Genomic DNA, 21,850 nt, shown 5'->3' with positions numbered 1-21,850 from the left:
CTAACCCAAATCAGAAAGCGGGTGGGGAAAAACAACTGGCCGCCACCGGGGAGAACCCGTGGCCACCAGCGGGGAGAACTACTGGCCGCCTACGGGGAGAACTTCGTGGCCATTGACAACCCTCGCAATGAATGCCTCTGATTAGAGGAAGATCCGCGTGCCCCTCGCCGTGTGACAGATGGGGTCAACAAATCTTCGTGCGCATCATGTCGCGAGACCTGGACGGGCTGAGTCGGAGCGGAGTCAGGCTAGCGAGGCATGCACTTCCCCACTACTACGTGTGACCTATCTGCGAAGTTGGTGGGGAGTGGGGGGAGTGGAAAAAAACAGCAGTTCAGACGGTAAAAACCGCTCCCCACATAGGTGGGGAGCGGGGTGGGGAGCGGGGTGGGGAGCGCCTTCAAAGACACGAATCTGCCGTTGCGCTCGCCCAGATCTACGATCCGTTTCGAGGCTACGAAAGCCTTGCGATTCGATGCCGCCTCCGCTGCCGTTCATGTGGGCCTGACAGCAGAGACGGCCTCCGAGGCTTACTTTTTGCTCCTCGGAGGCCGTTCATCACTACTGTGCGGGCGACCGCAGGTGCAGCGACAAGACGCCCGCGAGCAATCGGCTGCGCGATTTGGAACTGACGACCTTCACTTGCTCGTCAAGCCAGTCACGTTGAGCGGTGGTGAATCGGAACCAGGTCTCGACGGGCCCCTTGACCGTGAACGGTTCTTGATGGACCGGAATCCCTGAGGACGATCTGCTTGCTACGGGTTGAAAGAGGGCTCGCAGTCGTTCGATGCCTACTGCGTCGAATGCCTCGATGGCAACATCGGCGTGATCGCATCGCCGTTCGGCCGCACGATTCACCAAGGCGTCGCGAGTGCTGCGATCCAGGTAGGCCGTGACAGTCACCTTCGAGGTATCTGCAGCCGGCGGATTTCCTTCTTCCAGAGTCTGGGCTGGCGGCGCTTCGGTGACTGCCGGTGCAGGTTCGACTACAACAGGAGTCGCGTGGGGTGGTGCGACTGGAGCGGTGACAGCTTCGGGTTCCATCGGCTGCACCCGCACTGGAGATTCAGACGCCGAGACGGCGGGTTGAGGGGCGTCGGTGACTCGTTTGGGAGCCGGCGGTTGAGGAGCTGTGGAGTCGATCTCGGGTTGAGCCGTGTCCGGTGTCTGTGGGCTCGCGGCGCGGCGAGGCTGCAGCCCGCCGGCCGGGGGCAAGAGACCAGCGAGTCCCTCTGCTCGGTTGGGCTTCGGGGCGAAAGACTTGGCAATGCTCTTGCGGTTGCGGACCCTATTTTCACTCATGCCGAAGCCCTCTCAGCGGTGATGGTCGACATCCGTACGAGGATCTCGCGGGTGAGGTTCGAGTAGTCCTCGGCCAGGCCAGAGGCGTTTCGCGAGAGCATCAGATCCTTCGGTTTCGTGCCTTTCCTCAGCGCTGCGATCCGTGATGCGGTTTCCCCGGCCGATCGTTCCTCGAGCTCATGCACCAGAAGTCCCTGGCGTCGCGCGTCGAAGGCGGTGGTTTCCATCGTGCGGATCCGAGATTCGAAAGTCGGGGCCGAATCGCCGATCATCTCCTCGACTGCTTCCCGAATCGTTGCGTCAAGTTTGGTTGCGCGTGAGCTGACGCCGAAGAGGCAGATCCCGCCAAGTTGGAGCTGGGGGTTCACGGCAGGAAGGTTTCGTTCCGGATCTCCGTCTCGTGCTGCCGAGAACTGGCCGGCGATCGTTTCCATGCCGTCGAGGCTGGCATCATCTGCGCGGATTGGAATGACCACAGCGTGGACTACTTCCATCACTGCTTCGATGATCGTGAGATCCGTCGGAGGGGTATCGAAGATAATGACGTCGTAGTCTGCGGCCACTTGCAGCAACATGGCCAGTAGAAGCTGTCCTAGTCGTTTGCCTCCCTGGCGTTGCTGCCTGGACACCATGACTGCGGCAAGGTCGAACATTGCCGGGCCGCCTGGAACGATGTCGAGATTCTCGCGACCACCGACGTTTTGGATGATCGGCGGTGCCGACCCGCTCAAGAGGGCTGAGAACAAGGGCACGCCGTCCTCCTTCACGAACCCGAGGTCGCGGCACAAGTTGGCCTGGGGGTCGAAGTCAAGCAAGAGAACCCGGTAGCCGCCGGCAGCGAGTAAGCCTCCGGTGTTCGCGCAGAGTGAGGTCTTGCCCACTCCCCCTTTGCCGTTGAAGAATCCGAAGCAGGCAGGCAGTTGCTGATGAGTGGGTGTCGTTGGAACGGCATCTACAGACATGGTGGTTCTCCCAATGGACGTTGGTTTCTGACGAGTGGTCTGTAAGGAAAGTTAGCAGGGGTCCTGGACAACTCGCGGTATGCCACGCGTGTGGGGCCGTATGTGTTCAGGCATGTGGGTCGGCATGCGGCACCGCGTGCAATGCCGCGTGTTTGCATGCCGATGTAACTGCAGGTGAACACGTATGTGAACGCGCGTGAGTTACTGCGTGAGTCACTGCGGTAGATTATGCGTGAAGAAATGCGGGTAATAATGCGTGAACACACGCGGACCAAATGGCGTGTAAGAAAACGTGGTCTTCTGCGTGTTGGACTGCCTGCGGTGATACGGGAGATGCAACGTGGTTCTATGCGTGAGTCCCCGCATGATCAGGTGCGGAATGCTCAGCGGTTTGATGGGCGGGTGTGCATCCGTGATGTTTTGCGTGACCGCTCGCAGGATGATGTGCGTGCAGAAGGATGGGCTTGCGTGCGGGGTGGCACTTAGGGTTCTCGTACGGCATGTGGTGCGGGTCTACATGCTGTGCCGCAGGCGGAATCAGTTGCCAATTGGCGTACGGATCCGACTGCTTGTAGGCGAGGGTGACCGGGTGCGTGATCAGAATTCTAGAGCCCCGGACTCACTACTCACTCTGCGTGATTCAACATGGCTTGCTTTGCGTGAAGGTGTGCGTGAAATAGCTGTTTAGCTGTGCTGATGTGGGGTTCGTCGTGGATCGCCGATGGCGCCACGCTGTGCACGCTGCGCCTTGATGCGATGTCCGAGGCCTGCGACGGTGCGGACATCTGCGGCCTGAGCGATGTCGTCAGCCCTGCGAAATCCGTCGAGTTCGACGGCTAGATCGACCAAAGTGTCTTCGAGGATGTCCTCGGCAGCCGCATATAGGTCCCAGAGCTGCTTGAGCTCCCACGCGCGGATGAGGGGATTAGAGAAATAGAGCCCGTCGACGATCTTTTGCACCCGGGCTACCTGGGGATTTGTGCGTTCGTGCGCCTGCGACCAGATCGAAAAGTGGGAACTCGCCGAGCAGGTGACCACAGTTGTGTCCAGTTCGCGAGCAACTGCGGACCAGGATGTGGTCGTTTCGAGGCCTCTGCGCGCATGTCTGGCGGCCTCGCCGAATGCCCGTTGGCACACTGTGGCGTATGCGGCGGCTGAGCGTCGCGCTTGGCTTAGTTCGCGCAGTTCAGACAGGGTGGTGAAGCTTTGGCGTCCGCGAGTGAACTCGGTCGCAGCCAACAGGGCGTCGCTGCTCGTCCATTGAAATCGAGACTGCCTGTATTGGTCGCGGTGCCAGCGGAGATCGTCGATCCATGCCGAGTTGAGCTTGAGGCCCATCTCGCTGCCGGGAACGGTCATAGAACAATGATGACACCACACCGGTGGTGTGTCATCAGTAGTACTAATTGCGTCCCGACGAATCATGCTTATCGCCTTGTTTGGAACTTGAAGGCATTCCGACAATCGCATGCCGGTCATACCGACATACCAGCCAAGCGGCTTCGCAAACATTGCCACTCGCTTTCGAGATCGTCCCAAGGGCGTCCCAATGCCGCATAATACGCCAGTAGAATTGAAATTGATATGAGAGTGGGATGCTTGTGGGACGCCATGCATATGGCCGCGTGATGAAATCAAGCTTGTCACTTCCGCATATGTAGGCAATTAGGTGCTTACGTCTTGGTCGTATCGAAATGATCCGATAGGTTTCTCTAACGGCTGTGGATATGACTTGGGTGCAAGATTCGCGGGTCTTGGGTGAGGTGTCTCGTCGCACCCGAGCTGTCCAGGGAGGGCTGTATAACTCTCAGCAAGATCACTTTAGGTTTTGAGCGAGCGTGTCTCGTTCCCTGTTCAGTATCGGAGATTGACGTGAGTAGCACGCATAACCAAGGCCCGTCTCAGTCGGCTGGCGGGCACCGACCACTCGCCGGGACCTTCCGTTCGGCCGCGGCCCGATCGGTCGAGAGCATCGCTTCCGCGTACATCGAGGGTCACAACGACGAAATTGAACAAGGGTCGGAAGTACCCGCGCATGTGGAGCGCCCCGCCGAGACTGAACCTGCTGGAAGCCAGCAAGATCGGGAGTCAATCGACCGTTCCTCTGACCTGGATGGGGGAGGGAAGTCGTCAAGTGTTCGGGTGCCGGCAAGGTGCCATGCGAAGCTCGAGGAGATGCGGGTGAGCACGGGGATGACGAACGGTCAGATCTTCATCGTCGCGATCGAGGAGACTCATGATCGACTGCCGGAACTGCTCTACCCTGGCGGTCGAATCGGTGGGGGATTATTCGCAGCCCGCGGCATTCGCGCCAAAACGTCACGTGACGATAGTGAGACGCAGGTAACTTACCGACTATTTCATGCCGACTTCGACGTGATTGACCACCTTGTGGCGGAACTGGGCGCAAAATCCCGCTCGCATCTGATCGCGGCGGCGCTGAGCGGATACTTCTTCAAAGACGACGAGCCCGCAATATGACGAGGGGAGTGACGAGGGCGCCTTCAGCGCTTCTTGTTTGCGAGTACCCAAAGGAAAAGAACAAGCACGGGGGAAAAGGCGACAGGGACGGCGAGTACCCAATGCGTCACTGTCCCTGTCTCCACCTCCCTGTTGATCCAAGTCAGTAGAAGGGCTGCGACGAGCCACAGGAACGCGACGTGGCGCCAGCGCAGCCGCCGCAAGAACAGGTTCAGTCCCGCAGGCAGTTTCAGTCTCGACATTCGGTTTGGCATAGCTGGCTCAATTCAGTTGGATATCGACCATGCGGAGTCGGTCGCCGGCAGAAAAGTAGGCAAGCGCGTCAAAGCGCGCTGCCGCCGCTTCAGCCATTTGGACGGCGCTTCCGCGCGCCCGTACAGAAACACCCCATAGATTGCAGGTCTGTTCAGTGGTGGGCATATGGGTAGGTGGGATTCCCAATGCGCCGGCTGTCAGCTGCCGTATATCAGAGTTCTGGTGCCATTTTGGGAACAGATCCAGTTGTGAGAACAGGTGCCTGAGTAGCCCTGTGTGCTCCTCCGGATGGAAGCCGCCCGCGATATGTCCCTCAATGCTGCGGGCCAGCGTTGCGAGCGTGAGGGCCGCCGCGTCGTCGACCAAGGCGTCTCCACTAGCCAGAGAGATCTCCCACGATCGCCCGCTGCCTGTGTCTATTGCCGCAATTTCCCGTACCGGGCGCTCGCCGTTGTCGGTCGCTGCGGTATTGACGTGAACAACAAACAGATCGCGACCGCTGTTGCCGAACGGTGAAGGAGGTGCCATGGCGTGGAGGGTAGCTGCCGGCATGGACTGGATTGCGATCCTTGCCGATGCGGCATTGTCGATCTGAAGTGTCGAAGTCAGTTGTTCTTTGTAGGGGACCGACGATCAGGATAATCGGCGAGGACTGCGGTGGTGAATGCCTGATACTGGGACTCCGCGAAGTCGGCGAAAAGAGTAGCGACCGTCCCGTCGTATGGCTTGCCCTCGATCGTGATTGTTGTTTTCGGCGGGCCCTCGCCAATAGTGGTGTGTCTCTCCAGCGCTCGATGAGTGACTTGGTCCCGCACCAGTTTGAGGAGTCTGAACTTGTTATCGCCCATTAAGGCCTGGCGCCACCGTTCCTGGCCTTCGTGGAGCTGCACACCGTTCTTCCTGATCGCCTCCCTCAGGTGTTCCAGGTCAGACTCGCCATGGCAATCGAACCGCCCTGCTCGTCGCAGTCGATACGCAGCAGCTGCGCAAAGATCGAGGCAAGTCAGGGCCGTGCGCGAGGCAAAATCGATCGGGGCTAGTTGTAGGACATCGAATTGCTCGGGTGCGAAGCGTTCATGGATGTACGTGTCACCCTTGGGGCCAGCAATCTCTTGCGCCAGTCCCGCAGCTATGCGAGTGAACCCCACTTGAAAGGCAGCTGAGGCAATCAGTGCTGAAGCGGCCTCATAGTCTGCGGGGAGTGACTTGAGGCGATCCGAAACAGTGTTTGAGATCGTCAACAGGCGAACGTCGTCACTCGGTCTGCTCATCCCTAATTCTCTCGCACGTCGACGAGTGGATATGTAGAAAATGGGAAAGCGAAAAGGGCCCCACCGTTGGACGGTGAGACCCTTCCCTGGCCGTGCGGTTCATTGTTTGACTGCTTGACTGTGCAGAGATGAGGTCAGGGGAGTCAGGCGGTCACTTTCGCAATCGCGTCGCGGAAGTGGTTGGTCAGATCCTGGAGGGCGGTCGTTCCAGCGGAGTCGATGACCATTTCTCCGTAGCTCTGGTGAGCTCCGGAACCGATGAACGAAGCGAACTTCAGTCCCTCGGTCCCGATCTGTGCCAGTGCATCGGCGCCGTCAGAACCTGCCAGCGCGGTGAGATTCGAGGCGAGCCCACCAAGGTCCCCTGTCTGGGACTGCTGAGTTAGCTGCTGGCCGGTCGCTGACGATGCGGACGCTGCTCCGAGTTTGGCCGGATCAGTCTTCTGTCCACCCCCGAGTGTGCCTACCGCGATCTTCGCGAAGTCGAGGATATGGGGGAGTGCACCCAGACCGGCTCCGATGACATCGCCAGTTTCGATCGCGTGCCAGAGCTGCTTCTGCAGTTCGCCGGCGGAGTTGGCCAAACCGATGATATCGAGGTTGCCTACGAGTCCGACGATCATCGACACGATCTGAGCGGTACCGGACGGGTCGGGGATCATCGCGATGAGTGATGCTGCGGTCTTGTAGTCCAGTCCTGCAGCGAGCTTGACGAGTGGTTCGAAGAGAACATTGATTTGGTCGAACTCGGCGTGCACCGCCTTGACCTTCGCCATGGGATCGAGCGCGGGATCGAGAACGATCTGCGGGATCCGAGTCGTGAAGATGTCGGCGACAGCTGGAATGTTGTTGGCCAATGCGAAGGCATTCGTCCCGATGTGGGTGACCTGATCGATGAGGACACTCGGCTTGATGATCGAGAGCGCGTTCGCGGCAACGGAGAGCCCATCCGCTGGGGTGGAAGTCAAAGGTGAAACCTGATTGGCGAGAGCATCGACGGAAGCCTGCAACTGCGGCACCTGCGCCGCGCCTGTGGCTCCCTGGACTGCCTTCGTTATCGAATCGGCGGCCTTCAATGCGCCGGCCACATCGATACCCTTGACCGTCTCGACGATCTTGCCGGCCGCGAACTCGGGCGTCGATGCGTCCGCTGACTTGAGTGATTGTTCGACGGCGGGATTCTGAGTCACCCACTTGGTCGTATCCGCTACAGGGACCAGAGTGTTTGCAATATCGGATGCCGCTGCGCTCACGCTGGCGAGGTCGGGAGATCCAGACTGGAGCTGCTTCTGCAGAGCGTCGACGTTGCCGGCAAGGCCCGGGAGATCAACCTTCGAGTAGTCCGAAACCAGGGCGTTCTGCAGGGCCGCTGTGTTGGGCTGAGAGCCATCACTCTGCTGTGGACCGGATGCAGTAGGGGGCTGTGAAAGTACTCGGCCGAGACCGGCAAGTAACCCGTCCTTGTTGCTGTTCGTCGAGCAGTACAGGTCGTCGGGTGCGCAGTACGACCGCGTTACCGAGGCGGTCTTTCCGAATCCGCCTGGCCGCGCCCCCGCAATACCGACTCCGTCGACAGGTGGACCGACGAGAGTGTTGTCCTCGCTCGGACTCTGTCGGGGATCGGCAACCAAGCCGACCGCGTTCAGCTTCTCCGCGGGAATCGGACCCTTGTCGTGCCCGATCAGCCACGTCAGATCGCCCGCGACATCCGCCCCTTGGCTGTAACCACCGAGAGCGAAAACAGTACTAGGGCACTCCGCTGCCCGGGTCTGCATGACTCTCGCGGCAGCCTCTATTCCGGTGGCCTTACTCGTTCCGTAAGTCTTGCCCTTGTTGAACGCGGATGCTTCGTAGGCAGGGTAAGTGACTTTGAGGGAGTTTCCGAACTGCTGAACAAGCGGATCAGTCACTTGCTTGAGAAGGCCCGTCGCCACCGAAGAATCTGCTCCCGAATCTGTCTCGAACGTCCCCGTCATCATGACCACCTCCGCAGTGGGGCAGCCTGCAGAAGCCGGTGCGGCATGAGCGGTCCCCGGCGTTGAGATCGTGAGCAGAGTTGACGCCACGGCTGCTGTAAGAAGGGTTGCCGAACCCACCGAACGGGCGCGTCGGTAGTCGGTAGATGGGGAAGCGATGGTCGTCATGACAGATCTCTTTTCGTCATCAATTACAGCGAGGGGAAAGTGGAAAAACCGCTGCCCGAATGTGCGGTCACGGTGTTCGGCAGAAGGTCGACGACCGTGAGGACGGCGCGGTGAGCGAGCGACATCAGCTGTCCCAAAAGTTCGGGATGACTCACGGAAGGGATACGTAGCGCAGCGTCGAAACTTCCAGCAGTCTCAAAAAGAAGGGACGATTCCTTCATCACGAAGCCAGCGATCAGGAAGCACACCAGCAACGAAACTGCGTCGAGAGTTCGAGTCATCACAAAGCCTGCTCGATCGGCCGGGCGCTGCGCGATGCACGGGCGAAGCGCGCATGATCGGACGTCTGATTCGAAGTTCCTACGCTGTTCCGAATCTTCGACACAGCGCGATAGAGCCGCTGACGAAGTGCGGCCGAGGTCATGCCGATCTCAGCCGCGATCGATGTCAGATCGGTGTCGGTCTGGTCGAGATATGCGCGCTGAATCAAAGCTCGGTCGGTGCCGTTGATGACTCCGTTCCGTACAGCCCAAGCGAGCAAGTCCTGGGCGAGAAATGGGTTCTCGGTTTCCGCCTCAGGAGCATCGGAACGATCCATCAGATCCGACGCGGGGATCTCACCGGCAAAGGTGTTCTCGTGTGCGATCTTCTTCAAAGTCCGCAAAAAGAGAGCTGCATAAATGTTCTCTCCGGACGGGCGATACTCGGCTATCAATGACATGAAAGTGGCGATTGTGGTGGCCGCACGCTCGTCGTAAGCGTGGTAGGAATCGAAACCGGCCACCCGCGCGTGACGGGTCAACGAGATCAACTTCCCGAGCATCAGCTGCAATAGCGCTCGCCCCGCGAGAACGCTGCCCTCCTGGTGGAGGGTCAACAGTGCCAGCAGTACGGCGTCGCGATCGAGACGATGGGCGCCGGCCAAGTCGTTGAGTTCCTGAACCTGATTCAAGGCCGGCTGATTGACCGACCATGTGAGCACCTCTGCCGCTGCTGAGGGTCGTGCGCACAGCTGCATCCATTCGGTGTTCAGACGGCTGTAAAGGTCGCCTCGAGCCGCGACATGGGACGGCAAGGCGGACGACGAATGGCTGGGGGCGGTTGCTGCGTGGGTGGACATTTCCACGGGTCTCCTCTGTGCGCGTGCGAGGTTGGTCTCGCGCCCAGTAGAGCAGCCCTATATTGCCTCTGACCTGCATGTTTGTTGTTGTCAGGGGAGTGTTTGTTGTTGCCGGAGATGTTGTTGCCGCGAGCTTTGCCGTGAGTAGATGCGCGTGCATCGAAGGCATCGACGTGCACGTTTGAACCTCTGGCAACAAGCAACTGACCGCGCTCGGAAAAAACTTTGAAAAAGTTCGGCGAGCTCTGTCACTCAGGTCTTCGCGCCCGGATCTTCCTACAAGTAGAAGCCCACAAAATCGGTGCGGCTTTCACACTCGCCAGTCGCCAGGAGGACCGGATGCACGACTCGATGCAAGCGCTACTGCACGATCTCGGCTACGCCCATGCCATTGCTGAGGAGATCCGTCGAGTCGCTGCGGCTCTCACACGAAACCCATTCGACGAAGATGCCAGCGCCGCGCTCTCGTTGTTGGTATTCGCAGAGGCGCCGGCCGCTCGTGCAGCGCTTGCACGGGCAATGAGCGCCGACATCTCGGACGGCGAATCAGAACTCGACTCGTCAGAGCAGCCGTCCGAGGCAGGTATCCGATGAACATTGATTGGAAGAAGATCAACAACTTCGGGCGCACTCCGAAACGGAAGCAGGATGGTTCCGCAACCGCCGATTCCGCCGAGACGATCGTCGATGAAGTAGAGGAGCGTGTCCGCGCAGAGCGAGTTCAGTGGGGCCTTCGTCAGCAGTGGACTACACGCGCAATTCGCGGTGCGATCATCGCCGCTCTCGTCGCAGGAATTGTCTCACTGCTGCTCGTCGTATTCGGCTCGTCGTCAACTCCGGCAGTCGTCAAAGCAACTGACAACGAAGCACAAAGCATTGACACCGCAGCACAAGCCCAAGCCGAAGATGTAGCCCGTCAACTGGTCGTGACGTGGCTTCAAGGCAGCCGAGGAAACGAGCGTGAGATCGAACGGTTCGTTGCCACGCCACCGAATCTTCCGGCATCTGCGCTCTACGTTGCGACGGACCCCGCCATCGCATCAATTGCCTTCGATCGCAACGCACGAACCTACGCCGTGACGGTATCGGTCTCGGTACGCCCCGCCAACGATGCCTCCGCAACAATCGTTCGGCGCTACTTCCAAGTTCCTGTTGTTGTGACCGAATCCGGTGCGCGCGCCGCCACACTTCCTTCCGAAGTTGCGCAGCCGTCGACAGCTGTAGACCTTCAACTCGGATATAAGTTCCGAGTCGCGAATCACCCGATCGGAACCTCGGCCAACCAGTTCCTCGCCGCACTTCTGACAGGCAACGGCGAGGTTGCTCGCTACCTGACGCCGGGGGTCTCCATCGCACCGATCGTCCCGGCGCCATACCGCAGCATCGCACTCACCGATGTGCTCTCCTCGGTCGATCTCAGTGCGTCGAACTCGGCTGCACCGCGTTCAGATGGCGACGTCGTGCGCTTGTTGATCACTGCATCTTTGAAGATCACCGACGCCGAATCTGTCAACGGTCAGTACGCGCTGACGATGACTTCCCGCGGCGGTCGCTGGGAAGTCAGCGCCATCGACTCAACGCCGCTCTTTGCCACTACTGCCCCTCGCCGCGACGTCAATTCGTCGACCACGAGCGCCCCGACCCCGTCGACTCCGAAGAACGCTCCGTCGACTTCCGCATCGACATCCGTAGCGCCGACTCAGGCTCCCGCGCCAAGCCAAACTCCCGGATTGTCGCTTCCAGCTGTCGGCGAAGTCCCACTGTTTTCCCCTTCAGGAAACTGACCCCTCGAACCGAAAGGTGACCCATCATGTCCCTCGCACTCGCCGCCGCTGACCCCAACACCGCGATCCTTGCCGCCGGCGTCTTCGAAAAGATCGGAGAGCTGACCACCAATGGAAAGGTCGCCCTCCAATCCGCCGCCAGCTGCCTGGTCCTGTTCTTCCTTCTCCGGAACTTGATCCAGTCCTTCACGATCGCCCGGCTGGTCGTCTCCGCTCTCGTCGGGGCTGCAGCGCTCTGGGTCGTCTTCAACATGGACTCCCTCAAAGACCGAACCGGAGAGGACCTGGCCATCTCTGTCGTGCAGGTCGTAGAAGCGCCGGACCCGGGTCTGGATCTGCCCGTGTAAACGGCGACCGCGCGCCCATTCGGATCGCCCTTCACCGACCCTGACAAGGAGGACTGCAGATGTCCGAGGTAACCACCGCGGCAACGGACGCGACCACACGAGCACACCGACAGAACTCCTCACGCGAGTCGGTGCCCGCATGAACGACGACAACAATGTCGAAGTCATCAAAGACTTCACAACAGCTCGGAAAATCCCTCAGCTGATCGGCCGCACACCCGACGGTAAGAAGCTCCCTTTCGGCCCCTACACAGTCCCGCAAGCAGTCAGTGGCGCCGCCGTCGGAGCAATCCTGTGGCTCCTGCACCCGTTGTGGCTCGGCGACAACATCACGTGGAACGTCGGATTTTTCGTCGCATGCTGCGGCGGCACGGTGTTCGTCGTCGGCAAACTCCGATTGGCCGGCCGAAGCCCAGCATCTGTCGCTCAAGGGGTCAAAAAGTCCGTCTTCGCGCCGCCTGAGGCCAAGCTGAAGATCAACGGCAAACGCGTGAATATCCGAGCACCGCACCTTGTTCACGCCGGCGGCTACATCACTGCCGATCCGCGCATCGAGGACCAACTCGTCGCTGCTGTGGAACCCGAATTCCCTTCTGAATCTGTACCGGTCGCACACAACGCTGTCGGCACTCGGTCGCGACCTCAGGAACTGCCCGCCCTCTCACCTAACGACCCCGCCCCGCGCCCCGGCCGATCAAGCGTCAAGGAACTCCTTGCGCTGGCCAACGCCGGAAACCCCGAGTAGAAAGCGATCCGCCGCAATGGAACAGCCAACTCTGTCGATGGCAGCAAATATCCGGTGGACGAAATCCGGTGTCGTGTGGGCCGACTACGTACTGAGCGGAATGGACTACGGCTACCGACCCAACGTCGACAAGCGCACCGCCCGGACTCTGCACACGATGCTCGTGCGCGCACTGCCCGGCGAATCGATGTTGATGGGCATCGCGTCGTCGCTGAGTGCGGAAGCGGTCGTGGCGAGAATGACCGAAGGGGTTGATCTCGACGTCCACACAGACTGGGCGATCGAATGCGAAGCGACCCTCGACTCCATCGAGCTCTATCGCCCCGGCCAACGAGTGTTCTATCTGAGCATCCCCCTGACAACGACCGGACTCGCAGGACAGGCAAAAGCCGCCACGCACGCCGCATGGACGTCGCTGTCGGACTTCATCGGACTCCCTCGAACCTCCGTCCCCGAAGACGAGGTCCGGGCGCGTATTCGCCAAGCGGATCTCATCGTCGCCGATATCCCCGCAGTCTTCGAAGCTCGACCGGCAACACCAGCACAGATGGTTTGGCTCTGGCAGCACTCCATGACCCGCGGCCTCCATGTCGATCGAGACATGCCTGGCGCCGCGTCCACGCCTTCCCCGAAATCGGGAGCGGCGCTCGCCCCAGCACGACTCGACGAAGGCGCGCAATCAGATCGCGATGCGCCCACGACTTGGTGGCGTCCGAAGGTTCCCACATTCAGTCGAGTTCTCAAGGTCGACCAGCCCTACGACATCGATGATCGGCCGGCGTCGTACCAGGTGATTCTCGCGCTAGCGGATATGCCCTCCGGTGGTGTCCTCTTTCCCGGCTCGGAATTCTTTTCCCTGGCGGATGACTTCGGAGACATCGACGTCGATTTCGTTGCTCGCCTCAAGGTGACAGCAGGCACTGACGTGATGCGTGCGAACAAGCGTGCGCTGGAAAACCTCAAAGAACAGTACGAGCAGCGGGAAGGCGAGCTGGCAGGCGGACAGGGCGCCCTCGATATCGCAGCCTCTGCACTGACCGAGTACAGCTCGCTTCTCGAAACCAACCGTGACGAGGTCGAAGTTGCCTGGACAGCGCTTTTTGCCGTAGGCGCGCCCACCGAAGAGCAGGCCCTCGCTGAAGCCCAAACAGTGAAGAAGTCCTTTGAACATCAGGACTACAAGCTGGTCGCGCCGCTCGGATTTCAAGAGGACTTGTGGTGGGCGATGATTCCAGGCGTTCCCTCGTCGAAGATCGTGCGCGAATTCGGGCACATCACCACCTCGACACATTTTGCTGCCTACATGCCGTTCACTCGCAACGATCTGGGCGACAGTTCCGGACCTCTGCTCGCACTGAACATCACGGCAGCCCGGATCGGTGCGGTACACAACGACATACTCGGTAAGTCCCTCCGCGACCAGTCCTCTTCGTGGGCTGTCACCGGGGAGCTCGGATCCGGAAAGTCCGTCACCATGAAGGTGATTGCCGGTCACGTCGTCGACTGCGGCGGCCAGGTCATCGGTATCGATCAAAGTGACCTCGGTGAATACGCCAACTGGGCTCGGGCGGTCACGGATGCGGTCATCGTTGATCTGGTCGAGCCCGATTACAGCACCGACCCACTGCGGATCTTCCCGCCCAACATCGCGGCGGAGATGACGCAATCGGTGATGCTGGCGTTGCTGCGAATCCAGCCGACATCAACGCACGGCAAGGCGCTGGCCAAGGTGCTCGAACCGTCCTATCGCGCGAAGCACCCCTACGCAGGGCTTGGCGAGCTCACCGAGCACCTCCTCTCCGCCGACTGCCTGATCGACGGTGCCTACGACCTCGGCGAGGAGATGAACGTCTACGCCCGGTTGACCTATGCCGCAGCGCTCTTCGCGAAAGACCTTCCGGCATTGCCGATCACCGCGCCGGCGATCATCTTCCGCACCCACCGCGTGGAGCTCCCCACCCAGCTGCAGACAGAGAAGCAGCACCTGTACGACAATCTGCCGCTCGAGAAGCGATTCGGTCACGCCGTCTACACACTCATCGCGAAGATCGCCCGCGGTCAGTGCTTCGCCGACGCCGACCAGATGGCGCTGTTCCTCGTCGACGAAGCTCATCACCTTCTCAACGCCGACGACGGTATCGACATCGTCGAAGATTTCGTACTTCAAGGCCGAAAGTCCTCTGCAGCAGTGGGATTAGGTGATCAGGACTGCGCGTTCGGGACACCGAAACTTCGCGGCCTCATCAAAACCCGATTTGTTCATCGCCACACCGACGAAGGCCTCGCCAAGCGCGCGATCGAGTGGCTGGGCCTGGACCCAGAGAACCAAGACCTGGTCAAAGAGCTCACGGAGCAGACAGCGCCGGTCACGGGAAAAGACGGCTACGTCGAGCCGCACCGCCGAGGCGAGGGCTACATGCGAGACGGCAGCGGAAACGTCGGCCGCATCAAAACTCTTCTCCCCGCCACCGAATCGCGCCGTGAAGCCGCGCTGACCACCCCGAAAGACAACAAGAAGCTGGTGAAGGCATGACCTCGACCGCGGCGCACCCCCTCGACCAGGACGCTGTCGAGGGCAGTCCCGAAGCCCGCGAGTACTTCAGCGTCCGCGCCGCGGTCACACACTCACTGCGTTGGCTCCTGCACTCCGCCAGCCGGATCGCCCAAGCGTGGATTCCCGAATCCTGGTTGGTCGTCATCATGTACGTGAGCAAACCGATCTCTCGCTGGCTGTGGTCACGCTGGTGGAGCCGCCTGCTCATTCGGGTGGCCGCGGGATGGCACGCTCTTGGTGCACTTTTGCTGATTTTCGCTACGCCCGCGGCTGCGGACCCCAGCGGAGGAGGAGGTGCATCACCGTTCTTCGCATGGATGGCGCTCAAGGACACGCACGGAATCGACGCCTGGAGCTACTTCCTCTCGATCGACAAGGGCAACGCCTCAATGGGCGGCGGCTGGAGAATGATCTGGGCGTACATCATCACCCTCGAATACGAGGTCTTCCGATTCATGATGGCGACGGCGATCTGGTTCATCACTTACGCGTTGTCCTTCGACTGGATCGAAATGATTCTCACGCCGGTCCGCACCATCGCAGACTCCGTCACCTCGATCACCGACCAATTCGCGCTCACCCCACTGATGTTGACCATCGCCGGATTCAGCGTGGCCGTGTGGTTCGTACGCGGGCGCTTCTCCACGGGCATCTACGAACTGCTCATGTCGTGTGTCATCGCGGCCGCGGCCGTCGGATTTCTCGCCAACCCCCTCGACCGGGTCGTCGGTAACGACGGCCTGGTCTTCGCTGCACGCGATGCCGGACTCGAAGTCGCGTCGGGACTGGCGAACGGTGGAAATACCAGCGGCAACGCCGATCAGCAGATCGACACCATCAAATCGACCCTCGTAGATACCTTCCTGCGCCAGCCCACTCAGCTGATCAACTTCGGGGTCGTGCTTGATGCGCCGGACAACAACGGCAAGTGCGTCAAGGAATTCGACGAGGCTTACGCCGCGACCCCGGACGGGCCCGGGGTCATGGACAAGGTGCAAGAGAAGGTTGGTGACATTCTTCCCGGCGCGGGGGCGGCCCTGGATCTGCTCAATCCGGATGACAAGCCTGAAGATCGCATCAAAGACGCGATCGCGGCGTGTGATGGCGATGACGGTCCGATGAAGCAATACGCCGACAATCCTGGCCCTGGTCAAGCGATGGGTCTGCTCTTCTTGATCTTCGCCGGCACCCTGCTGATGCTCTTCGCGATCTACCTGGCGGGCAGGTTGGTTCTCGCTGCAGGGGTTTCGATCGGCAACGCCATCAAATCCATCCCTGGCATCGTCGTTGCCATCGCACCGTCGATGCGTGGACAGTTTTGGCGCACGATCGCCAACGTCGCGATGTCGCTGCTGCAGATGATGTTTTCCATAGTTTTCCTGGTCGGATACGTGCTCGTCGTCCAAGACCTTTTCGCTTCAGACGAATCGAATCTCATCCGCACCGTCTTCTTCGTCGACATCTTCCTGATCGTCGCACTCCTCCTCTTCCGTCGCGCGATCAAGGGTCTGCAACGGATGTCGGACAGTCTGGCGTCGATTTTGGCGAAGCGACCCGATGCCGCACCGACATCCATCACCAGATCTACCCCTACGTCGGGTCGAGATATCGCGTTGATGGCTGCGCAGGGCCGGCAGATCTACCGTGGCGGCAAGGCCGCGGTCCAGGGCGCAGGCAAGATCGCGAAGAAAGCGACCACATCAACCAAGGCCGTTGGCTCAGTAGCTGGCACCGCGACGTCGACTGCGGTAACGGGAGGCGTCGCTGCCGCAGTCTGGGCGGGCACGAAAGCAGTCTCCGGAGCGAAGAAGGCCAAGAAGTCGATCGACAATCTCTCCGACCCGGCCACGATGGCCCGTTCACAGTCCTCGGGTTCACGGTCCTCTACGAGCTCACCGAGCCGTGGAACCGGTGCGGATAGCGCGGCGGCCGCGGTGCGCAGTCGACTTTCGAAATCGGCTGTCGCAGACAAACCGGGCATCAAGAAGTCGATTGGCACGGCGCCGTCGGGTCTTGCTCCGGAGCGTGGACAAGTTCGCAGTTCAGCATCGAAAACTGTTGCACCAGACGGTCGGGCCTTCCGCGAATTCACCACCGATTCCGGTGCGCCGCTGCTGTTGCCCACCACTCCCACCCGCGCCCCGAAGGCGCCGAAGCCAACCGCCGCGCCGGCACGTCCGCCCGCCGCTCCAGTTGTTCCCGCCGTCAACATTCCCACCGGATCCGGCTCCAGAACTGCCGGACTGATGGCGGCGGCAGCTCAAGCAGGAGCGGGTAACGCGAGGACCCCGCAGCCGAGCTCGCTGACCCGGCGGCCTCGCTGATGACGCTCCTCGCCGCACCACCGTCCCCCGATTCGGGAAGTTCGTCGAAGAAGTGGTGGTGGATCCTCATCTCCGTGCCGATCGTGTGCATGGTCGTGCTGATGGCGCCGATTCTCGTCATCTTGTCCCTCACCGGTGAGGACACCACCTGCGGTCAGCCGACCGGTACCGACATTCGTGCAGACGGATCGTTGGTAGGTCTGAAACCCGGATCTCTGGCAGTTCCGATGGCCGAAGGTACGTACACGATCAGCTCGCCGTTCGGCATGCGAGAAGGCGGAATGCATGACGGACAAGATTACGCGGCCCCGCTGGATACCCCCTTCTACGCTGCAGGAGACGGTGAAGTCGTCGTCGCTGGACCGGCCTCGGGCTACGGACACTGGATCCGCATCCGGCACACCATCGACGGGCAGACCGTCGAATCTCTCTACGGGCACATGACCGCAGCAGGAGTGCTCGTCAAAGCCGGCGACAAGGTCACCGCAGGCCAACTCATCGGCAAAGTCGGCAGCGAAGGACAATCCAGCGGCCCGCACCTGCACTTCGGTATCTACCCAGGACAATGGTCGATGGGCGGTGGAGTCGACCCGGTTCCCTGGCTCAAGCAACGAGGAACCGCCTCCCCTGCAGCAGCCTCCGCCCCAACGCAGCCCGATGCAGAGTTGGTGGCGAAATCCACCCCCGCCGGCACGGGCGGTCTCAACGCAAGCCAAACGGCGCTGGCGAAACAAGCTGTCGCCATAGGCGAGTCCATGGGCGTTCCTGATCAAGGAATCGTAGTTGCCTTGGCCACCATGAGCCAGGAATCGACTTACCGAATGCTCGCCAGCTCCAACGTGCCCGAGTCGCTGCAATATCCCCACGACGGCGTCGGAAGCGATCACCTCTCGGTCAATCAATACCAACAACAAGTCGGCATCTGGGGCACCGCGGAAGAGCTGATGAACCCCGTAACGGCGAACGTCAAATTCTTTGACGCGTTGCTCAAAGTTTCGGGCTGGCAATCCATGCCAGTCACCGTCGCCGCCCAAACCGTGCAGGGATCGGCTCACCCGGAGGCATACGCCGACGACGAAACGCTCGCTCGGCAACTAGCTTCGCAGTTCAAAGGTTCAGGCAAAGACCTGACGCCGCAGGAGCTGGCAGACATCGTCAAGGGTGGCGCCGCAACAACGATCATCGACGGCGGCGCCTGCGCGCCTGGGACCTCGAACCCCGGTGGACCTCAGTTCAAGCCGGGTGGGCCGTTCGGAGCGAACGTGATCGCTGCGGCCTCCCAATGGATCGGAACAACGTACGCGTGGGGAGGCGGAGATCAGAACGGTCCAACGAAAGGCATCAGTGATGGTGGCGGGGCAGGAGATGCGAACGGCGATTCGAACAAGGTCGGCTTCGACTGCTCAGGCTTGACGTTGTACGCGGTTTACCAAGCCTCCGGTGGCCAAATTTTGCTCCCTCACTTCACCGGAAGTCATTCCAACCCCGGCCAGCTGTACGACTCCCGAGGCCAAGACATTCCGTTCGACCAGAAGCGTCCAGGTGACCTGATCTACTTCGGCGCAGGCGGCGACACCCATCACGTCGGCATTTTCTACGGCACCGAAAACGGTCAGGACATGTTGCTCAACGCCCCGGAATCGGGGAAAAGCGTCTCGATCATGCCGCTCTCCGGCTGGGCCGGCGAAGAGATGTACGTCAAACGATTCGGATAGGAACCTTCACCATGATTACTCGCAATCGCTCGCTCGCGCTTGCTGCTCTCACATCTGCCGCGTTGGTACTGACAGCGTGCGGAGGAAGCGACGAACCCGAAGATCATCCGGTGGAAACGAGTGCCGAGGCCGACACCTCGTGGACGGTGCCCCCACTCCCATCGACAGACGTCTTCGCTGAGGGTAGCCAGTCCGGCTCGGCGCCGACGACAGTTCCGTCGCCGCCGACCGCCCCTCCAGCCCTGACCACCACTCCGCCTCCAGCGCTCCCCGACACACTGGCCGGAGCCAACGAGAACGATGCAGAATCGGTCATGCTCGCCGCCGCTCGCACCATGCTCTCTTACGCGCCAGGCAAGGACGTAAACCAATCCGCGGCAGCTCAACGGGCGGCGCCACTTCTCGACGAGAGGTACTACGCCGCGAATGCCGACTCATTCATTGCGCTTGCACCGATCACCGGTAAGCAATGGCAGAACTGGGCAGACGACCACGCGATCGTCATTGCCACAGCGAGCATTGCCGGCGACGAACACCCTGCTGATCAACCCGCCAAAGTTTCCCGTGTGCTCGCAGTGACACAAACTGCCACCGGACCTGATGGAAAAGAACTGAGCAAAAACACCTTCGCTGTCTACATGAGTGCCGTCAAAATCGGCGTCTGGCGTGTAAGCGCAGTAGCCGTCCGATGAACTAGTGCCCCGTCGAGGGGGCGACATGCGTGTATCCGTAGGCCGGCCCCAGCCACGACGCCCGCAACGCCTTCGATCATCTCGGTGACAGGTCCGGTCGTTGTGGGGCGACCACCGCGGACATGCAGCCCGCGAGGGCGACAAGGGCAGCCGGAATCGCGCGGATGCCTTCGTGAGTCACTCGTCGACGTTCTCCTCCAACAGCGTGCGGAAACTGGCAGCCAGTCGAACAACTGTGTTTCCGTTGTCATGGTCGACCAAGCACACGCTTCCGTCGGCAGCGATCCAGATCGGATTCCCCGACCCGTCGTCAGCGAACACCACCCCGTCGATGAGGGCGCCGTATGCGTCACGCGCCCCCATGGTCAGCTCGATGCATGTCTCACGACCGATAAGCTCGGCGTTGTCCCATGCGTGCACTGACACGCCCACGAAGCATCCGCCCCAACGTCCCACGAACTCGGTGAAGTCTTTGTCCGGGATGATGTCGAGTGCATGCAATCGCGTGTGAAGCTCGTCTGCCGGAATCGGACGGCCGGGACCGTAGAAGTCCACGGTCCGCTCGATGCGAGCGACCAACTCGTTTCCGAGAGCCATATCGGAAACTTACTACCGGCGCAGGACACTAGGCCCGGCATCTCAAACTGACGGGGCAGCTGCTGGATCGCTTCAAATCCGCGCGGGTAATGCTGGCTCCCCTCCCGCACTAACGCTCTGGCTGCGATCCGGAGAGGAAATCACTGCTCGATCCGTTCGCCCCGGTGTTGTTGCCACAGCTCGACCACGCGATCTCCGCGAGGTCGAGCTCATGACGACTTTCGGATTGCAGGATCTCGCCAGCAATGTACGTTGACCAGCTCGAATGATCGTTGGCAATAACGGCCAGTGCTCGGATCCGAACATCAGCGTCGAACCCCGCCACCTGGAGACCACCGCAGATCGCCGCGCTGGATCCAACGAGTCGGCATCTGCATGTTTTTGCGTCGGTCATCTGTCTGATTCGGGCAATGCCGGCCGTTACGATCGCACCGAGCGCCGAAGCTCCAGGCCGAGATTCCGGCGCCGCTGTGATGGAGGGGTCAGGATGTTCGGTTGGAAGAAGAAGCGCAACGATTCAAAGATGACGCTCGACGATGTGATGTCGAAGCTCAGGCCTGACCTGAGTCGGGAATCGCTCGGCGTCGGGCCCGACTTTCCGGGCGTCGCCCCGAACCCGCTCATGAGCAGTGATGCACGCAAGCGCAATGCGGAACTGCGGAGGGGGGTGCTTGCGCTCGGCGTTCTCGTCGACTGGCGGGAGGTCAACAGCAATCCACGCGTGGTCCTGATGTTCGACGTGGAGACCTCCGACGGCATCTTGTTCCGCGGTATCGCAGACGAAGACCTCACGATCACCGAGCTGACACGACTCGCCCCAGGACAGACGTTGCCCGTGCGCTACCGGCCGGCTGTCATGGACCACTACGTCGCCCTTGCCCGGGACGCGGACGCCGCCCACGTTCAGCAGCTCTCCGACGAGATCGCGAGCCGCAAGCGGACCTGACCTGAAGCCATTGCCCGGGAACCCTAGGCGCGACCCGTCGCCCTGGGTCAGGGTCGAAAGGCATTTGCAGGACCGGCGAGGACGTTCCCCAACTTGTGTGCCGAAACTTGCGATGTGGGAATCTGCTCGAACTTGTGTGGGTGAGACTCGCGCGAAACGGCTCGCGGCCGGACACATCGCAGGCTGTTGAACAACAGGTGCGTGGCCGTTGATTGGCTAAGGGGACGGGCTTGGGACGCCCATGGGAGAAGGTTCTTTTCAGATTGTCTGTTGGCTGAGGCGTGGGATAGATGGACGGCTCGGATCTTCGTTCTGGAGCCCCGCAACCTGCTGAACAGCGCGAATCGGTGTAGTTGCCGGGGAGAGAATTTATCCCCTACGCGGGGGGGCGCTCCGATCCATGCTCACTTCGTTGCGCTGTTCGGAGCGTAACCCACGTGTCAAGGGGTGACGGTGTCATTTCGCGATTGATGTGAGCGCGAGTTGTTCTACGAGTTCCGCGAAGGGGAGTTGCCGTGGGAGTGCCATGGGATGCCTCCCATGAACATCTCACTCGTGGTGTATCTGATGCGGGGCGGTGTCGGATTTACACGTAGCTGTTCCGGCTTGAG

The 21,850-nt window shown here is 60.7% G+C and carries 19 protein-coding genes; 10 read left to right on the top strand and 9 right to left on the bottom strand.

Annotation, left to right across the window (positions count from 1 at the left end):
* Positions 1 to 561: 561 nt before the first annotated feature.
* From ASU23_RS02640 to ASU23_RS02630, 3 genes are all read right to left on the bottom strand, one after another.
* Positions 562 to 1,302, bottom strand: coding sequence for a hypothetical protein (locus ASU23_RS02640; protein ID WP_058037131.1), 741 nt, complete (start codon positions 1,300 to 1,302; stop codon positions 562 to 564).
* Positions 1,299 to 2,264, bottom strand: coding sequence for a ParA family protein (locus tag ASU23_RS02635; RefSeq protein WP_003942441.1), 966 nt, complete (start codon positions 2,262 to 2,264; stop codon positions 1,299 to 1,301). Before ASU23_RS02635 ends, ASU23_RS02640 begins: the two co-directional genes overlap by 4 nt.
* Positions 2,265 to 2,948: 684 nt before the next feature.
* Entirely contained in the window at positions 2,949 to 3,623 is a 675-nt protein-coding gene (locus tag ASU23_RS02630) for a hypothetical protein (protein WP_058037130.1), read from the bottom strand.
* Positions 3,624 to 4,445: 822 nt separating this feature from the next.
* Here ASU23_RS02630 and ASU23_RS02620 point away from each other — a divergent pair.
* Positions 4,446 to 4,745, top strand: a complete 300-nt coding sequence (locus ASU23_RS02620; protein WP_253741153.1) for a hypothetical protein — start codon at positions 4,446 to 4,448, stop codon at positions 4,743 to 4,745.
* Positions 4,746 to 5,006: 261 nt separating this feature from the next.
* Here the strand turns inward: ASU23_RS02620 and ASU23_RS34645 are convergent, their stop codons facing one another.
* From ASU23_RS34645 to ASU23_RS02590, 5 genes are all read right to left on the bottom strand, one after another.
* Positions 5,007 to 5,528: a hypothetical protein gene (locus ASU23_RS34645; protein ID WP_253741151.1), complete on the bottom strand. Its 522-nt coding sequence runs from the start codon at positions 5,526 to 5,528 to the stop codon at positions 5,007 to 5,009.
* Between the two features lie 77 nt (positions 5,529 to 5,605).
* On the bottom strand, positions 5,606 to 6,271 hold the full coding sequence (locus ASU23_RS02605; RefSeq protein WP_058037126.1) for a hypothetical protein: 666 nt from the start codon (positions 6,269 to 6,271) through the stop codon (positions 5,606 to 5,608).
* Between the two features lie 143 nt (positions 6,272 to 6,414).
* Complete coding sequence (locus ASU23_RS02600) at positions 6,415 to 8,415, bottom strand: cutinase family protein (RefSeq protein WP_058037125.1); 2,001 nt, start codon at positions 8,413 to 8,415, stop codon at positions 6,415 to 6,417.
* 23 nt (positions 8,416 to 8,438) lie between these two features.
* Positions 8,439 to 8,696, bottom strand: coding sequence for a hypothetical protein (locus ASU23_RS02595; protein WP_058037124.1), 258 nt, complete (start codon positions 8,694 to 8,696; stop codon positions 8,439 to 8,441).
* Entirely contained in the window at positions 8,696 to 9,535 is an 840-nt protein-coding gene (locus ASU23_RS02590) for a sigma-70 family RNA polymerase sigma factor (RefSeq protein WP_172826992.1), read from the bottom strand. The genes ASU23_RS02595 and ASU23_RS02590 overlap by 1 nt, the downstream gene beginning before the upstream one ends.
* A 339-nt stretch (positions 9,536 to 9,874) precedes the next feature.
* Here ASU23_RS02590 and ASU23_RS02585 point away from each other — a divergent pair, with 339 nt between their 5' ends.
* The 8 genes from ASU23_RS02585 to ASU23_RS02550 all read left to right on the top strand — a co-directional run bounded on the left by ASU23_RS02585 (position 9,875) and on the right by ASU23_RS02550 (position 19,696).
* Positions 9,875 to 10,129, top strand: a complete 255-nt coding sequence (locus tag ASU23_RS02585; protein ID WP_011331715.1) for a hypothetical protein — start codon at positions 9,875 to 9,877, stop codon at positions 10,127 to 10,129.
* Complete coding sequence (locus tag ASU23_RS02580) at positions 10,126 to 11,319, top strand: conjugal transfer protein (protein ID WP_058037122.1); 1,194 nt, start codon at positions 10,126 to 10,128, stop codon at positions 11,317 to 11,319. Before ASU23_RS02585 ends, ASU23_RS02580 begins: the two co-directional genes overlap by 4 nt.
* A gap of 26 nt (positions 11,320 to 11,345) precedes the next feature.
* Positions 11,346 to 11,666, top strand: coding sequence for a hypothetical protein (locus ASU23_RS02575; RefSeq protein ID WP_058037121.1), 321 nt, complete (start codon positions 11,346 to 11,348; stop codon positions 11,664 to 11,666).
* Between the two features lie 139 nt (positions 11,667 to 11,805).
* The gene (locus ASU23_RS02570; protein WP_058037120.1) at positions 11,806 to 12,411 is read left to right on the top strand and encodes a hypothetical protein; all 606 of its coding nucleotides are present in this window, start codon (positions 11,806 to 11,808) and stop codon (positions 12,409 to 12,411) included.
* 37 nt (positions 12,412 to 12,448) lie between these two features.
* Positions 12,449 to 14,944: an ATP-binding protein gene (locus ASU23_RS02565; RefSeq protein WP_253741148.1), complete on the top strand. Its 2,496-nt coding sequence runs from the start codon at positions 12,449 to 12,451 to the stop codon at positions 14,942 to 14,944.
* Positions 14,941 to 17,289 carry a hypothetical protein gene (locus ASU23_RS02560; RefSeq protein ID WP_058037118.1) on the top strand — a complete coding sequence of 783 codons (2,349 nt, stop codon included), beginning with the start codon at positions 14,941 to 14,943 and terminating at the stop codon, positions 17,287 to 17,289. The genes ASU23_RS02565 and ASU23_RS02560 overlap by 4 nt, the downstream gene beginning before the upstream one ends.
* Positions 17,289 to 19,004 (top strand): peptidoglycan DD-metalloendopeptidase family protein, encoded by a 1,716-nt coding sequence (locus ASU23_RS02555; RefSeq protein ID WP_058037117.1) that lies wholly within the window; start codon positions 17,289 to 17,291, stop codon positions 19,002 to 19,004. Before ASU23_RS02560 ends, ASU23_RS02555 begins: the two co-directional genes overlap by 1 nt.
* Positions 19,005 to 19,015: 11 nt before the next feature.
* Positions 19,016 to 19,696 (top strand): hypothetical protein, encoded by a 681-nt coding sequence (locus ASU23_RS02550; protein WP_058037116.1) that lies wholly within the window; start codon positions 19,016 to 19,018, stop codon positions 19,694 to 19,696.
* A 177-nt stretch (positions 19,697 to 19,873) separates the two neighbouring features.
* On the opposite strand, the gene ASU23_RS02545 is transcribed toward ASU23_RS02550, so the two are convergent.
* Positions 19,874 to 20,293, bottom strand: a complete 420-nt coding sequence (locus ASU23_RS02545) for an SMI1/KNR4 family protein (protein ID WP_058037115.1) — start codon at positions 20,291 to 20,293, stop codon at positions 19,874 to 19,876.
* A 523-nt stretch (positions 20,294 to 20,816) separates the two neighbouring features.
* On the opposite strand from ASU23_RS02545, the gene ASU23_RS02535 reads away from it, so the two are divergent.
* Complete coding sequence (locus tag ASU23_RS02535) at positions 20,817 to 21,239, top strand: hypothetical protein (RefSeq protein WP_253741146.1); 423 nt, start codon at positions 20,817 to 20,819, stop codon at positions 21,237 to 21,239.
* The last annotated feature ends 611 nt before the right edge of the window (positions 21,240 to 21,850 follow it).

This window comes from Rhodococcus sp. KB6 (assembly GCF_001445685.1).
Taxonomy (GTDB): Bacteria; Actinomycetota; Actinomycetes; order Mycobacteriales; family Mycobacteriaceae; genus Rhodococcus_F; species Rhodococcus_F qingshengii.
Note: the sequence above shows the minus strand (reverse complement) of the source record. Positions and strands in the feature narration are given on the sequence as shown.